This is a genomic window from Priestia sp. HNGD-A6 (assembly GCF_045784335.1).
In the GTDB taxonomy this organism is placed as follows: Bacteria; Bacillota; Bacilli; order Bacillales; family Bacillaceae_H; genus Priestia; species Priestia zanthoxyli.
The window spans coordinates 4,572,923-4,588,303 of the sequence record NZ_CP138621.1; the positions used below are offsets into that span (position 1 = coordinate 4,572,923).

15 protein-coding genes, 1 other RNA gene and 1 pseudogene are annotated in these 15,381 nt (G+C 38.3%); 10 read left to right on the forward strand and 7 right to left on the reverse strand.

The genetic code is table 11. The features are described from left to right. Positions 1 to 38 precede the first annotated feature (38 nt). Positions 39 to 665 (reverse strand): nitroreductase family protein, encoded by a 627-nt coding sequence (locus SCI76_RS23580; RefSeq protein ID WP_080754489.1) that lies wholly within the window; start codon positions 663 to 665, stop codon positions 39 to 41. Between the two features lie 449 nt (positions 666 to 1,114). On the opposite strand from SCI76_RS23580, the gene gdh reads away from it, so the two are divergent. Together gdh and SCI76_RS23590 are read left to right on the forward strand one after the other, a co-directional pair. Then, a complete protein-coding gene (gdh, locus tag SCI76_RS23585; protein WP_394531995.1) occupies positions 1,115 to 1,900 on the forward strand; it encodes a glucose 1-dehydrogenase in 786 nt (261 codons plus the stop codon). 142 nt (positions 1,901 to 2,042) lie between these two features. After that, positions 2,043 to 3,032, forward strand: a complete 990-nt coding sequence (locus tag SCI76_RS23590; protein WP_407544507.1) for a DUF4003 family protein — start codon at positions 2,043 to 2,045, stop codon at positions 3,030 to 3,032. 137 nt (positions 3,033 to 3,169) lie between these two features. Here the strand turns inward: SCI76_RS23590 and SCI76_RS23595 are convergent, their stop codons facing one another. From SCI76_RS23595 to SCI76_RS23605, 3 genes and pseudogenes are all read right to left on the reverse strand, one after another. After that, positions 3,170 to 3,931, reverse strand: coding sequence for an MBL fold metallo-hydrolase (locus SCI76_RS23595; RefSeq protein ID WP_407544509.1), 762 nt, complete (start codon positions 3,929 to 3,931; stop codon positions 3,170 to 3,172). Positions 3,932 to 4,075: 144 nt separating this feature from the next. Beyond that, positions 4,076 to 5,656, reverse strand: coding sequence for a diguanylate cyclase (locus tag SCI76_RS23600; protein WP_407544510.1), 1,581 nt, complete (start codon positions 5,654 to 5,656; stop codon positions 4,076 to 4,078). Between the two features lie 281 nt (positions 5,657 to 5,937). Continuing rightward, a pseudogene (locus SCI76_RS23605) lies at positions 5,938 to 6,756 on the reverse strand (histidinol-phosphatase). Positions 6,757 to 7,004: 248 nt separating this feature from the next. On the opposite strand from SCI76_RS23605, the gene rnpB reads away from it, so the two are divergent. Together rnpB and SCI76_RS23615 are read left to right on the forward strand one after the other, a co-directional pair. Then, positions 7,005 to 7,393, forward strand: an RNA gene (gene rnpB, locus SCI76_RS23610) — RNase P RNA component class B. 179 nt (positions 7,394 to 7,572) lie between these two features. Continuing rightward, a complete protein-coding gene (locus tag SCI76_RS23615) occupies positions 7,573 to 7,962 on the forward strand; it encodes a VOC family protein (protein ID WP_182029763.1) in 390 nt (129 codons plus the stop codon). A gap of 329 nt (positions 7,963 to 8,291) precedes the next feature. Here the strand turns inward: SCI76_RS23615 and SCI76_RS23620 are convergent, their stop codons facing one another. Beyond that, a complete protein-coding gene (locus SCI76_RS23620) occupies positions 8,292 to 9,164 on the reverse strand; it encodes a LysR family transcriptional regulator (protein WP_063247430.1) in 873 nt (290 codons plus the stop codon). A gap of 139 nt (positions 9,165 to 9,303) precedes the next feature. On the opposite strand from SCI76_RS23620, the gene SCI76_RS23625 reads away from it, so the two are divergent. After that, complete coding sequence (locus tag SCI76_RS23625; RefSeq protein WP_014459139.1) at positions 9,304 to 9,879, forward strand: LysE family transporter; 576 nt, start codon at positions 9,304 to 9,306, stop codon at positions 9,877 to 9,879. Positions 9,880 to 10,038: 159 nt separating this feature from the next. Further along, positions 10,039 to 10,923 carry a LysR family transcriptional regulator gene (locus SCI76_RS23630; RefSeq protein WP_407544514.1) on the forward strand — a complete coding sequence of 295 codons (885 nt, stop codon included), beginning with the start codon at positions 10,039 to 10,041 and terminating at the stop codon, positions 10,921 to 10,923. A gap of 32 nt (positions 10,924 to 10,955) precedes the next feature. On the opposite strand, the gene SCI76_RS23635 is transcribed toward SCI76_RS23630, so the two are convergent. Further along, positions 10,956 to 11,498, reverse strand: coding sequence for a MerR family transcriptional regulator (locus SCI76_RS23635; RefSeq protein ID WP_063247429.1), 543 nt, complete (start codon positions 11,496 to 11,498; stop codon positions 10,956 to 10,958). Positions 11,499 to 11,843: 345 nt separating this feature from the next. On the opposite strand from SCI76_RS23635, the gene SCI76_RS23640 reads away from it, so the two are divergent. After that, the gene (locus tag SCI76_RS23640; protein WP_048019543.1) at positions 11,844 to 12,158 is read left to right on the forward strand and encodes an MGMT family protein; all 315 of its coding nucleotides are present in this window, start codon (positions 11,844 to 11,846) and stop codon (positions 12,156 to 12,158) included. Positions 12,159 to 12,451: 293 nt separating this feature from the next. Here the strand turns inward: SCI76_RS23640 and SCI76_RS23645 are convergent, their stop codons facing one another. Continuing rightward, positions 12,452 to 13,069 (reverse strand): LysE family translocator, encoded by a 618-nt coding sequence (locus SCI76_RS23645; RefSeq protein WP_034263872.1) that lies wholly within the window; start codon positions 13,067 to 13,069, stop codon positions 12,452 to 12,454. A 137-nt stretch (positions 13,070 to 13,206) separates the two neighbouring features. Between SCI76_RS23645 and SCI76_RS23650 the strand changes: the two genes are divergently transcribed. The 3 genes from SCI76_RS23650 (at position 13,207) to SCI76_RS23660 (ending at position 15,221) form a co-directional block, all read left to right on the forward strand. Further along, complete coding sequence (locus tag SCI76_RS23650) at positions 13,207 to 13,752, forward strand: helix-turn-helix domain-containing protein (RefSeq protein WP_407544517.1); 546 nt, start codon at positions 13,207 to 13,209, stop codon at positions 13,750 to 13,752. A 171-nt stretch (positions 13,753 to 13,923) separates the two neighbouring features. Further along, positions 13,924 to 14,856, forward strand: a complete 933-nt coding sequence (gene bla, locus SCI76_RS23655) for a class A beta-lactamase (protein WP_407544519.1) — start codon at positions 13,924 to 13,926, stop codon at positions 14,854 to 14,856. Positions 14,857 to 14,957: 101 nt separating this feature from the next. Further along, positions 14,958 to 15,221 carry an excalibur calcium-binding domain-containing protein gene (locus SCI76_RS23660; RefSeq protein ID WP_407544521.1) on the forward strand — a complete coding sequence of 88 codons (264 nt, stop codon included), beginning with the start codon at positions 14,958 to 14,960 and terminating at the stop codon, positions 15,219 to 15,221. The last annotated feature ends 160 nt before the right edge of the window (positions 15,222 to 15,381 follow it).

Sequence of the window (15,381 nt, forward strand, 5' to 3'; positions counted from 1 at the left end):
CATTTTTAGCTCTTTACTTATTGAATAGAACTAGCTGCTTATTTCCAAGTCGTAACCGTATTGACCGGTAGACGGTAAGAAGCATGGCCTTCGCTTGCTGCTTTTCCGATTGAGATAAGCATAATTGGAAGATAACGTTCTTTATCTAGACCGAATGCTTCTGCGATTAAGTGTTTTTCGTATCCGCCGATTGGATTTGTATCATACCCGTGAGCACGAGCTACAAGCATAAGCTGCATAGACACAAGACCTGAATCGATCAGCACGATGTCTTTCATATCTGCTTTTGGCATGTTTTCGTAAATCGGCTTAAAGAAATTTAGCTGCTGTTCTTTAATGTCTTGAGGCATATAGCCAAGCTCTACGGCCTTGCCGAAAATCTCATCTGCATATTCAACGTTATTCATATCACCAAACACGGCAATAACAGCTGAAGATGTATGAACTTGTTCACTGTTAAATTTCGCAAGTTCAGCTAGCTTTTCTTTTCCTTCCGGTGTTTCAATTACAACAAAGCGCCACGGCTGCATATTAACAGAAGAAGGAGCGCGCATAGCTTCTGTAAGAATTTCCTCCATTTCCTCACGGCTAATTTTTACTGAAGGATCATATTTTTTAATTGAACGACGTTTTAAAGCAATTTCGTTAAAGTCTTTTGTAGTCATAGTCATTATTCCTTTCTTTTTAGGCGTTAAACATATTTATTGTCATTTCCATATTTTTGATTGTGGACAATTGTTTGACATATCAATAATTGATACATCAACAATATAATACATTGATTTAAGAATTGCAAGGGAAAAAGTTTAAACTTTTGAAGTGGTGTGAATTGGAAGTGTGAAGACTCATTCTCCAGGGAACAAACAACTACAAAGAGAGTAAGGAAAAAAGAAATGATAAAAATGATCAAACAAAAAGTTTGACTACTTTATTTCTCTTGGTTACGATAAGTAACGAAAAGAAACAAAAGTGAATTTGTTACTTTTTAAATGAATGACAGTTTGAGAAAGAAGAGATAGAAAAATGTTTATTCTCTTTTTAAAACTTAAACTGTATCTATAATTAGTACAGTATAACAAGACATATCACGCAGGAAAAGTAGGAGGACTTCAAGATGTATACAGATTTAAAAGGTAAAGTAGTAGTTGTAACAGGTGGATCAAAAGGATTGGGTCGCGCAATGGCCGTTCGTTTTGGTCAAGAGCAGTCAAAAGTAGTTGTAAACTACCGCAGCAATGAAGATGAAGCGCTAGAAGTGAAAAAAGAAATTGAACAAGCTGGCGGTCAAGCAATTATTGTTCGAGGCGACGTAACAAAAGAAGAAGACGTTGTGAACCTTGTAGAGACAGCTGTTAAAGAATTTGGCACATTAGACGTTATGATTAATAATGCTGGTGTTGAAAACCCGGTTCCTTCTCATGAATTATCATTAGAAAACTGGAATCAAGTAATTGATACAAACTTAACGGGCGCGTTTTTAGGCAGCCGCGAAGCGATTAAATATTTTGTTGAAAATAATATCAAAGGAAACGTTATTAACATGTCTAGCGTTCACGAAATGATTCCTTGGCCATTATTTGTTCACTATGCAGCAAGTAAAGGCGGCATGAAGCTAATGACGGAAACATTGGCTCTTGAATATGCACCAAAAGGAATCCGCGTGAATAACATTGGACCTGGGGCAATTGATACACCAATTAACGCTGAAAAATTCGCTGATCCAGAACAGCGTGCAGACGTAGAAAGTATGATTCCAATGGGCTACATCGGTAACCCGGAAGAAATCGCGTCAGTTGCAGCATTCTTAGCATCATCACAAGCAAGCTATGTAACAGGTATTACATTATTTGCGGATGGCGGTATGACAAAATATCCTTCTTTTCAAGCGGGAAGAGGTTAATAAATAGAACTGAAAAAAAAGACCTCGGAATATTCCGAGGTCTTTTTTTTTTGCAATAAATGCGCAGAACATTTACCAAATATTGAAACTTTTGTTGAAGTGTTACGTATATAAGCTAACACCTAATAAAGGACGTGTTGAGATGGTGCCAGAGAATATTCAACAAAAAATAAATCAGTATAGAGGTTTTTATATCAGCTTAAAAAATGAGCTCAAATGGAAAGCGGCAGATCACAAGCAGTTTATGGCTATCGCTTCTATGTATGCAGTGAAAGGTAAATCGCTCGAGCTTCAGGATTATCTCGAGTTAAGCGACTATATTAAAAATCAAGTAGGGATGTTTTCTACGTTAAAATCATCACAGCGGTTTACAATAGCAGCTATGCTTGATACTCGCTATGAGAATCCAAAAGAAACGTTTCATGAGTTTCTTGACGTATATGATCAATTGATACAAGGCGGATTTACGAGAGGCGCTTTTACGTACATTGCGGCTTCGGCTATGCTGTCGAATGAGTCAAGCCGAAGTCATAAAGAAATGGTCCGAAGATCCGCAGAAATTTATCAAGGCATGAAAAAGAAGCATCTTTTCCTTACGTCAAGCGGCGATGTACCTCTTGCCGTTTTATTAGCTGAAACGAGCGAGTCTACTGATGATCTCATGCATGAAATTGAACACTTCTATACAACATTGGCGCAGCATGGATTTAAAAAAGGAAATGACCTTCAATTTTTAAGTCATATTCTTTCAATCGATAAAAATTTAGATGCAGATACTCTTATTGAAAGATGCGTATCAGTAAAAGAAGCCTGTGAATCGGCAGGCATGAAAGTAAAAGCGATGCATTATCCGGTAATTGGCTTATTAGCACTGTTTGAAAAACCAGAAACTGAAATTGAACTTATCCATGAAGTAGTGAAGCAGTTAAATGCAGATAAACTTTTTAAATGGCAGAAAGACGTCAATGTTATGCTGGGGGTTAATTTGGTTATCAGTGAAAAACTGAAGGATTCTAGAGTGGTCGAAACGGGCATCTATACAACGATCGAAACGATTATTCAAGCTCAGCAAGCAGCTATGCTAGCGGTTATTGCGAGCACTTCAGCAGTTGCTACTACTACGACTACTTGATAAATTAAAGAGCTATAAAAGAGAGAGGGAGACATAACTACATCAATGAAAAGATCCGAACGTATTTGATTCCCACTCAAGAATCAAACTCTTTCGGACCTTTCTTCAACTTAAATACTTTTGTCTCATCTTCTCTCTTAAAAAGTATAAAACTCGCCATCATCTGGAACTAAGACGTGAGATGTCATGTCTTTTTCTTTGATAAAGCTTTTTAATTCTTCTCTTGATAGGGTCCAGTGATTGACAGCTTCCATATGGACAGAAAGAATCGTAGCATGAGGGGCCGCTTTGTGCACTTCGTAAATATCTTCTTTCCCCATCACAAGAGAACCGCCTTCTAAAAACTGATTATCGCCGCCGTTTACGACAATGACATCCGGTTGATGGGTGTTGATTTCTTCTTCAACAGCGGAATACCATACCGTATCTCCAGCTACATAAAGCGTTTTTTCGCTCTTGTGTTTAAAAACAACGCCGCATACTAAACCAGTACGCTTTAAAATTTCTCCTCTTCCGTGTTCACCTTTTGTTTTGGATAATTGGATGTCTTCAAAGACCGTGTTCTTTGTTAGTACTTCTACATTTTTAAAACCATCAGCTCTTACTACTGCGGCATCTTCTTCATTTTGAACGAACATTTTGATATCGTTTGGCAACGCCTGCTTAGCGGCATCGTCAAAATGGTCCAAATGAAGGTGAGTGAGAATGACGGCATCAATACCATCAATAATCTCTTCAACGGATAAAGGTAAGCTTACTAAAGGATTGTTTTGATCTTGTCTGATCGAATTTGGAAAGGGAGGGTACGTGCCTTTTTCCGCTAACATAGGATCAATTAAAAACGTTTTTCCCCCGTATTCAACAAGTAAAGTAGCATTTCGAATGTGTGTAATCTTCATCTCTATCTCTCCTTTTTTTGATCTACCTCTAGTTTATAGGATGAGCTGTTTTCAAATACATAAACAAAATCAAGTCTTTTAGCACTTTTACTTGATAAATGAAAGAATATTAGTCAAAAGCAAAAAGAACCGAAACAGTGCTGTTTAGGTTCTTTTTAAGATTTCTTTTATTTCTTTATATACACATACTTGGTTGCGTCCATGTTGTTTGGCAGCGTACAGGGCGATATCTGCTTTATTCAACAGCTCATCTAACGTTTCATTTTCTTGTTTTTCCGCTTGTGCTACTCCAAGACTTAGCGTAACAGAAATGGTTTTTTCATTAATCAGTAAGGGCTGAGTCTCGACGTGACGGCGAATTTGGTCAGCAAGCGTTTCGCCTTCAGATAAAGTATGGCCCTTTAGCGCGAGTACAAATTCTTCACCGCCGTACCGAGCAAAAAGGGCTCCTTGCGGCAATGCGGACTCGCAGGCTTTTACGACATGTACAAGCACCTGATCGCCGGCATAATGACCATACGTGTCGTTCACTTTTTTAAAATAATCAATATCAAGTAAAAGAAGTGTAAAAGAAGATGCGGACTTTTTTGCTTCATCGAACGCTTGCTTGCTGTGCTGAAAAAATGCCCTGCGATTATAAATTTGCGTCAGCTCATCGTAATAAGCTTGATTTTCAAGCTTTAGCTGAAGTCTTTTTAGCTCCGTGATATCTGTAAAAATAAGCAGCAAGCCGTGACTGTTGTTAGCATACTGCAAAGGAGAAGTGCGAACTTGATACGTATACGAAGATTGATCTTCAGAAAAAAGCTCCAGTTCATGACTGCTTTTTGTATTTTCTAATGCAAAAGGAAACGAACGGCCGGACAGCGTCACCCAAACATCAGCAAAATGTTTTCCAAGCATCGACTTTTTTAGCTGCGGAAACATGTTTTTAGACGCTAGATTAAATTCAATTAATCTGTAGCTTTCATCGAGCACGACAACGCCGTCATTGATGCTGTTAAATATCGCGTCTTTCGCAACGGGCATAACTGTAAACATACGCGATGAGTTAATGGACCATAAATATAAAAATGAAGAGACCCATAAAACCATAGGAACTGGATCAATTCCCTGCGGCGTAAAGCCCATTAAATAGATAAAAGCGGTGACGATAGGGACTAATTGACCGACCATTAATGAAATTAACTGCAGGCGGTAAGCTTTGGCTGTTTCTTTCCAGCGGTAAACGGCGAGCAAAAAAGCAACGAACATAGACGAAAAGATGAACATGCCGTGAATTGTGTACCATGGCCCAATTTCTTGATGAACGTAAGGAGCACCTAGAACGGGATCAATTTCAAACACGCGGTAATGAAGGTGATGCCAGTCATTTGTTGCGACCATAATCAAACTAATAAATGGAATGATAAAAAGGGTAAAAATATGTTTTTTTCTTACCTTTATGCCGACATACTGCATAACAAACAGCAGTCCTGCAGGAGGCGAAAAAGGCATGCCCACGTATTGAATAACGGTCCAAAATTTCATTTCTCCGAGGTTAACGGATAGTAAGCTAAACGCCGCACCCATACAATAAATGGTGGTGAAACCTGTATGAAGAATAAATAAATGCGCAATGTTAGCGTAGTGGTGACGCTTAATAAATACGTAAAAACATAAGTATAGATTAAGAACACCTGACGTGCAGATAAGCGTTATATAAGCTGTTAAATCTAAATTCACAATTGTATCCCTCATCAAGAAAGCATTTTTAGTTAAATGTAGCACAGTTGAAATGAAATGTGGATATTTTATGTAGGAAATTAGTAGTGCAGGGAATACAAGGGTAGTTCAAGACGATGAAAAAATGGTGCCTAAACAACAAGTAATTGAAACAAACGGAGAAGATTTATCTTCATCTACAAAAGTCAAAGTTTCTCAGTGAAAAACACATGCCTGAAAACACGAGATGTCCTTCATCTCCGTGTCTTCAAGCATATTTTTATTGGAGTTCTATTTAAGTTTTATAAAGGTGTCATCTGCATTTTTTTCTGTCTAAAAAAGACCCAATCCGTAAAACCGATTTCTTTAAGACGCTTTTTTACTAATTCAAAGTCGTCGCCAATACGCCCTGGGTCATGAGCATCGGAACCAAATGTAATGTGTACCCCGTAGTGCAGGGCTATTTCTAAAATATCGTCTGCAGGATACCAGCCTCCGCAGTCTTTGGTTTTGCCTGATGTATTCACTTCTATAGCAATGTCATGTGCCGAAATCACTTATAGCGTCTGATCGATTACAGCTGTCTCGATAGAAGAAAAGGAGGGATAGAATCCTTTCATGGCATCAATATGGCCAAGAATCTGAAACATTCTGCTTCGGGCGGACTCTTGGATCAATTGATAATACGTTTCTTTCGTGCGCTGTTTTTCTTTTTGAGAAAGTCCTTCCCAGCGCGTTTTATGAAAGATACTGATTTCATCAACTTGATGGACAGAGCCGATTATGTAGTCAAACGGATATTTTTCATAGTGGCTTTGATATATTCCCGCATGCTCAGGAAAGAAATCAGACTCCACGCCTAACAGCACTTCAATTTTCTCTTTATATTCTTCTTTTAGTTTCAAAATCTCAGCTACATATCCGGAGAATGCGCTTTTTTCCATCGCAATGTGAGGATACGGCTGCTCTTCTTCGCTTGCAAAATAAGGAGAATGATCCGAAATCCCAATAATATCAAGGCCTTTATCAATAGACGCCTCTATATAATCTCGAATCGTTCCGCGAGCATGTCCGCATCGGTCGTGATGGGTATGAAAATCAAATTTTAAATCAGCGTTCATGTTTCATCACCTCTGTCATCTTTTTGTGTGGTGTATAGAATATTCTACAAAGAAACAAAGTATCCCTCGTAGAAATGGCTGAAGAGAATATTTCTTGAATTTGCGGGTGATTCATCTACTAAAAAGAGTGTACAGAAACAAGTTATTTTATTTAATTTGCTGTAAAAATTGAATTGGAATCCGTTCCAAAAGTTACATTTGATTTGGCTTATTAAAACGCATATACTACTCATACACGATCTGAAACAACGTTCAGGTAATCGCTGCATCATTTGATGTAGAGGAAAGTCCATGCTCGCACGGTGCTGAAATGCCCGTAGTGTTCGTGCCTAGTGAAAAAATAAGCTAGGGCAGCTTGGCTTATAGCTTAGCTGACGGCGGGAAAAACCACCTAAGTCCTCGGATAGGGTCGAGTATCCCTGAAAGTGCCACAGTGACGAAGCTTTGCTGGAAACAGCAAAGGTGGAACGCGGTAAACCCCACGAGCGAGAAACCCAAACAATGGTAGGGGAATTGTCTTGAAGGAATTTAACGGAGAGACGGACGGTTACATGCGTAATCGTAGATAGATGATTACCGCCTGAGTACGAGATTAAAATCGTTTGCAGTACAAAGGTACAAAACATGGCTTATCGAACGTTGTTGAAACAGAGTCTAACTATAATTATGTAACCAAAACAAACCAATGGGGTTTGTTTTTTTGTTTGTTATTTTTCAACCATAGTATGAGGACTCAAGGTATATGGAAATACATATTGCCTGAATTGCGGTATAGTTTACTTGTACCTACTAAATATGGGGAAAGGGAGAATATCGATGATTAAGAAAATGGAACATACAGCAATTATTGTTGGAAATATGGATGAGACGATTCACTACTACGGGGATATGTTTGGTTTTAAAGTTCGCCTTCAAGGCTCTACCGAAAAAAGAGAGATGGCTTTTTTGTATCTTGAAGAACAGCCGGGTATTGAAATTGAGCTCATTCGAGATATTGATCCGATTGGCGAGTATACCAAAAGCGGGATTGTTAACCATCTTGCCTTTACAGTAGAGGATATAAATAAGGCGATTCAACATTATAAGAGCAAAGGAATTGAATTTTTATCATCTGAGCCTCAGCCAACGCTCGAAGGCGGACGTATGATTTTATTTCACGGACCTAATGATGAGTTGCTGCAGTTAGTAGAACGAGTTAAACTCTAAAAAAGTTTACTTTAAAGGGGTACATACAAGAAAGAATGTGTTTTGCAGTCAGGTTTTTAATAAAAATAGCCTTGCCATAATACATCTATAGCTAACACGAACACTATTGATAGCAAGTAGACAGTAAACTTAGGTCATAGATTGGCATCAGTTCGTTCCACGTATCATTATATAAAAACGGCTTGTATTCATCTAGAAATTTACTACTTTTAACTTGGTTTCGAGTATGTGCTGTGATAAAAAAACTGGCCCCTCTAATTAGAATGACTGACAACTGGAGGGGCAGTTTTGTATGCAAAAAAGTTTATTAATTTTTATCGAGGCTGTGTTTATACGGATTCTAGAGTTAACTCAATAAATTTTTCAACAGCAGGGGATTGCCACTTTTTTGACTTGACGAGTAGATGCGAGTAAAAGGGCTCAAATTGTTCATTGTGTTCAAGAATGTTTAATAATCCTTTTTCAACCTCATTTTTTACGGTGATATAAGGAAGTACAGAAAACCCTAATCCGCTCATTACCGACTGTTTGATTGCTTCTAAACTCCATAGCTCCATTGTTTGAAATTTAGGCAGTTTATGAGCAGCCACATACTTTTCAAACATCGAACGATAACTGCATCCCTCTTCGTTTGTTATAAAGAAGTCAGTAGTTCCATCGGTTTTATAATCATCAAAGTGCTGATTTTTATCCGGGCTTGTAATTAAAACAATTTCTTCTTTATGCAACTCATGATGAATGAAATTATCTGCTTCTAATTTTGGCCAAACCATAAACGCAACATCAACATCTCCGCTCATAAGATCTGTTTGATTTTGCCCGCAAGTTCCATTGCTTAATATAACCTTAACATCGGGATACTTAGTTGAATATTTTTTTAGAATAGGTCCTAATCTTGAAATAGTTAGCGACTCAGGTGCAGCAATTTTCAGCTCGCCGCTGACCTTATTATGAATTTTTAGATGGGATATACGTTTATACGTATATAACAGTTCGTCGGTTAAAGGTATTAATTCTTTTCCTAGAGCAGTCAATTTTAACTCTCGTTTAGTATAAGTGAATAACTCTCCGCCAACTTCGCGTTCTAATGCTTTAATATGAGAAGTGATAGTTGACTGAGTATAGCCTAATTTTAGAGCCGCATTTGTATAACTCCCCACATCGATAATCGTTCGAAACGTAGTAAATTGTCGTATCTCCATTGGTCATAAACTCCTCTTATCTATTTAAAAAAACGATAGTAGTTATTTGTTATTTCAATTTTACCAATAGATAGGCTTATATTACAATGAAGCACGTAACTCATTCAACAATTTTTTAGTAAGAGGAGAAATTAACTATATGAATTTTACAGCATTCCTTTCCTATTTAATTATTACATCTTTTACTCCAGGTCCAAGTAATATCTTGGTAATGAACGAAGGGAGAAGGTTTGGATTCAGAAGATCCCTACGCTTCAGCGGTGGAATTATGTTGGGGTTTATTATTCTAGGTGTAGTAACCGCATTATTAGCAACAAGTCTGTATCAGTGGATACCAATGGTAGAACCTTACTTTAAGATCGTTGGTGCGGCCTATTTAGTTTACCTAGCATGGCAAATGGCTTTTTCTAAGAAGAAAAAAGAGGATGATTCCTGTACACATTCTTCTTTTTTTTCGGGGCTGTTTTTTCAAATTCTCAATGTAAAAAGTATTTTGTATTTTTTAACGGCCATGACAACTTTTGTGCTCCCTTATACTAATTCAAAACCAGCTGTACTCTTTTTGGTGTGTCTAACGATATTTATAGGGTGCACCGCATTGCTACTGTGGACTGCATTTGGTTCTGTATTTAAAAAACTATTTGCAAAATATGATAAAAAAATAAATGTAATAATGTGCGTGTTGCTTATTTATTCGGCAATTGTCATTTTCTAAAACTGGCTGAATAAGAAAGGCTGTTTTTACTGAAATATCCTCAAGTACGTTTCCATATTTTATACTAGCATCCTCTATTTATAATGTATAATTCATTATAATCATATTTTTCATACATCTATGTAATGGATAGAACGGTTAATAAGGAGATGGTACAAAGTGGAGTGGCAGCAGTTTAAATATTTTCAAACGCTAGCACGTACGCAGCATATGACGCGCGCGGCAGAAGAGCTGTTAATTACGCAGCCTGCGCTCAGTCGTTCAATCGCTCGTTTTGAAGAGGAAGTAGGAGCACCGCTATTTGACCGGCAAGGACGTTCCATTATATTAAATCAATATGGTAAAGTTTTTTTAAAGCGTGTAGATAACATAATGAAAGAATTTGATAAAGGACAAGAGGAAATTCAAGCGCTGCTAGATCCTGAAAAAGGGCAGGTATCACTTGGATTTTTACATACACTCAGCACGGATTTGATTCCAGATTTAATCGCTTCGTTTCGTAGTTTATATCCTAAGGTGAATTTTCAGCTGAGGCAAAGTCCTTCGCACGTGCTTCTTGAACAGCTGGAGCTCGGCGAACTGGATCTTTGTTTGATTGCGCCGATGGAAAAGAAATCGTTCATTAAATGGCAGCATCTTTGGAGTGAAGAGCTGTTTGTAATCGTACCGAAAAATCACCGGTATGCTGATCGTGAATGTATTACACTAGAAGAAATTGCTGAGGAATCATTTATTCACTTAAAAGAAGGCTTTTCTCTTCGTCTTACGTTTGAGCAGTTATTTGAAGAGTCAGGAAGAATGCCTCACATCATGTTTGAAGGAGAGGAAGCTGATACCGTAGCGGGACTAGTAGGAGCCGGCTTAGGGATTTCTATCCTTCCAGATTTACACGGAATCGATCAAAGCAAAATAGTGAAAATCCCATTAGCTAAGGCCAACTGCCACCGAGTCATTGGACTAGCATGGATTGAAGGAAGATATCTATCACCGGCTGTTCAACAGTTTAGAAACTTTGTTTTACATAAATTTAATGATCAGAAATAAAGATGCTTCATGGCCTAGGCTTGTTTATAAACTTAGTCCTTTTTTCGTTGGAATAATCGTTTTAAAATCGATCTCTTTTTACCTACTACGCTGCTTTCTTTTGAAGCTTCTACTAATTCTGAAATGGCCTGCTGTTCACGCAGACTTTTACGCAAAGATTGAATAAGCTGCTTATCTTTTTCCTGAAGAATTTGTTTTGTATCAGGCTCTTGTTGGGGTGAAGGCTGTACCGGCTGTTCGGGAGGTGTCGGCTGCTGGTCATCGGCCTCGGGCTGGTCAGCTGCTTCTGCTGTGTCCTCTTTGTCTTCGTCAAGAGACACGGCAGCTTGATCCTCGCTTGTAGTCAAAGAGAATTCTTTTTGCAGCGCTTCATTGATTTCTTCTGCTTGACAGCCTTCATCATAAAGCTGCTTAATTTTCAGTAAAACGGTCGCAGCTGCAGCTTCATATTGTTTTGGTCGATGATCTTCTTTTTGTATAAAGAAATCTTCGAATTTATCTATGTATCTTCTGATAGTTGAAGTAGGAATACTCGTTTCTTCAGATAATTCTTTTACACTAAGCCATTTTGTCATTTTCTCACCACTTTTTAAATGATTACTTATTCGTCAGCATCAATTTGAAATTGTACTAGTATCTACTGTTTATCTTATCACGTAACGCTTCTACGTACTTTGCTGTGTTGATTTCTGTAACGTTTTTATAATCACAGTGTCATAAATAAGGGATAAGCTGCCACTCGCGCAAAGATTTGCTAGTTGAAGAATAGGAAATACAAGCATTTACCTGAAGAATGTTGCACAATGATGAGCGTACTTCTTATGTATTATCTTATAATGTTGCTGAAGAAAAATCGAGTGATTACTTCACGGTTTATTAATTATGGTAATGTTGTACTAAACAATAAAAGGAGGGACAGCATGAGTTTTACAGAGCGAGCAGTAGCCCTTATTAAACAAATTCCTCGCGGGAAAGTCATGACATACGGACAAATTGCCCGCCTGGCTGGAAGCCCTCGAGGTGCAAGGCAAGTTGTACGAGTACTCCACTCAATGAGTAAGAAACATAATCTTCCTTGGCACCGAGTGATCAATTCTAAAGGAGAAATTGGATTTAAAGACGAAGAAATGCATGTTGTCCAAAAACTTTCACTCGAAGCGGAAGGAATACTCGTTTCTTCGGAGGGAAGACTTGATCTTAAACTCTATCTCTATGAACCTGACGTGCATAAATAACAATTGAGATAAATGATCGAGTATGAATTGCTTGTTACACGCCTGTTGATTTCCGTGCAAGACTTCGCTTTCCCCAGGCGGCCGCTGAGCCTCCTCGCCGCTGAGCCTCCTCGTCGCTTGCGCTCCTGCGGGGTCTCATCTATTCCGCTTTTCCTGCATGAGTCTTCGCCTTGCCTTTCAATCAACGGCTAGAAGCACCTGCATTTACCCTACTAATAAAAAAATCCGAATGAGTTTGATTCTCCATCAAAAATCAAACTCATTCGGAACTTTCTTCAACTAACATACTTTTGTTATTTATGTTTTTCAAAAGCGAGCTTTAATCCAAATCCGATTAACACGACGCCCGTTGCTTTATCCATAAAGCGCTGCACGCTAGGTGTTGTAAGCCATTTTCTTAAATAGTTAATAAAAAAGACGAATACGAAAAACCACGTGATCGCAAGGATCGTATACGTTATTCCCATAAGAAGCAATTGAAGCGTTACGTTTTGATCGCTTTGAACAAATTGAGGTAAAAAAGTTAAGAAAAACACCGCTACTTTTGGATTAAGAACGTTTGAGACAAGGCCTTGACGAAAAGCGGACGTTTCTTTTGACTGCTCCTCTTTTTCAGAAGAAGATGCATTGCTTTTTTTAGAAAGGAAGGCAGAGATGCCTAAGTACATTAAGTAAAGGGCTCCTGCGTATTTTACGATTTCAAATGCAAGAGCTGACTGAAGGAGAAGAGCCGATAAACCAAACGTGGCGGCGAGCGTATGAACTAAAGAGCCGCTCGCTAAGCCTAAAGCCATTTTATAGCCGCCCGTTTGTCCGTCTGCCATCGTTCGTTTCGTGATAAGAGCCGTATCGATACCAGGGCTCATAATAACAAACAATGTAAGAACCAAAAAGGTCAAGATGTCGTTCATTTTTTTCTTCCTCCTCGCTGTGATAGTATTAAATTATAATTTATTTATTAAATATAATTTAACATAAGTAACGCTGTTTATTAAGTTTAATTTAATAAAATTAAATATAATTAAACATCTTTTACGGAGGAATCATCATGGAAAACATAGATATTGGAAAAAAAGTAGAGAAATTTCGAAAAGAAAAGGGACTAAGCAGTCGTGAATTAGCAAAATTAGCGGATATCACGCCGTCTATGCTAAGTCAAATTGAACGAGGGTTAGCTAATCCGTCTATTTCAACGCTAAAAATGTTAGCTAAATGCCTCGACGTGCCTACATTCAGCTTTTTACTCGAAGAAATAAATACCTCCCATTTAGTTGTAAGGTCGAATGAACGTAAAACGATGAAGGTAAAAGAGTTAACGTATTCGCTAGTATCACCAGATTTTACTGGAAATCTAGCTACGGCGATTATGGAAGTCCCTCCCATGATGTCTTCATCTGATACTCCTTTAGCACATAAAGGGGAGGAAGTGGCATACGTTTTAGAAGGGAAAATTAAAGTGTATTTGGACGAGGAAGTATACGTGCTAGAAAAAGAAGATAGCGTCAAAATCCCTTCGCATCTTAAGCACAAATGGGACAATCCGTTTGATGAGAAAGCCGTTATTTTATTTTCCGTTACGCCGCCGGTATTTTAAATTTATTAATAGGTGGTATGCTAGTTATTCTTCATTATCGGGTACTTTATTATATAAATGTGATAAAACTATCATGTTTGTGAGAGTAAACAATTGATAAAATAGAATTGTTGGTAACCTCTACCTAAGAGACTACATACTAAATACTTTTTGGAAAGGTGTTGAAAGGTAATGAAGAGATGGAAAGAGATGTTTTACACTTCAAAGCTTAAAAAAATGATGCCTGCACTGGCTCTATCATGCGCGGCGGTTGTAGGCTTTTCAAGCAGCGGAGTACAGGCTGAAACGGTGAAGTGTCAAAAACAAGAAACGAAAAGTGATCGAGAGTTTGCTAAGCTTGAAGAAAAATATGATGCGAATCTTGGCGTTTTTGCTTTAGATACCGGTACAAACAAAACGGTAACGTATCATCCGGACGAGCGTTTTGCTTATACGTCTACCCATAAGGCTCTTGCTGTCGGTGCACTTTTACAGCAGAAATCAATTGAAGATCTCAACGAACGAATCTTTTATACGCGCGATGACCTTGTGAACTATAACCCTATTACAGAAAAACACGTGGATACAGGCATGACCCTTAAAGAACTCGCGGATGCATCGCTTCGCTATAGCGACAATACGGCAGGGAACTTAATTCTGCAGCAGCTGGGCGGACCGGACGGGTTTAAAGAAGCTTTAGAAAACATAGGAGACGAAGTGACGCTGCCTGAGCGCTTTGAGCCGGATTTAAATGAAGTGAATCCAGGAGAAACTCATGATACAAGTACAGCAAGAGCACTGGCTACAAGTCTTCAAACGTATGTACTTGGACAGGCACTTCCTGAAGACAAACGTGCACTTTTAACGGATTGGATGAAACGAAATACGACAGGGGATGCCTTGATACGAGCGGGCGTGCCAAAAAGCTGGGAAGTAGCTGATAAGACAGGCGCAGGCTCTTACGCGACGCGAAATGATATTGCCATTCTTTGGCCGCCAAATGGAGATCCAATTGTTCTTGCGATCCTTTCCGATCGTACGGAAAAAGATGCGGAGTATCATGATGAACTGATTGCAGAAGCGGCTAAACAAGCGGTCAAGGCTCTTAAAGCTACTTATAAATAAAAAAATTGGATAATAGTAGTTTAAATGTAAAAAAAAGATTGAAAAGATTGATAGAACATTCTATTATTAATGAGACAAAATATAGGAAGGAAGTATCTGTTATGAAAAAGATTTTTCCAATTGTTCTATTTTTCGGTTTATTAACAAGCGTATCTTTTGGCACGGTTTCAAACGTAGATGCGGCAGCTAAATCTTACAAAAACTGTACCGAATTAAACAAAGACTACAAAGGCGGCGTAGCTCGTGCGGCTAATGTAAAGAATAAAGGCGGCAAAACAAAGTACAAACCGTACGTATCAAAAGCATTGTATGATGCCAATACAAAGCTAGATCGAGATAAAGACTACATTGCCTGTGAAAAATAAATACTGAGTGACTCATCCAAGCGCTTATTGTAAGCGCTTGGATTTTTTGTTATCAACTTTTGTTTGTTACGAACTGAGGTCAACAATTAGTCAAGTTGCACAAATTAATATCAGAAAATTCACATAAATAATGATGAACTTGCACTGCGATTCGTATACA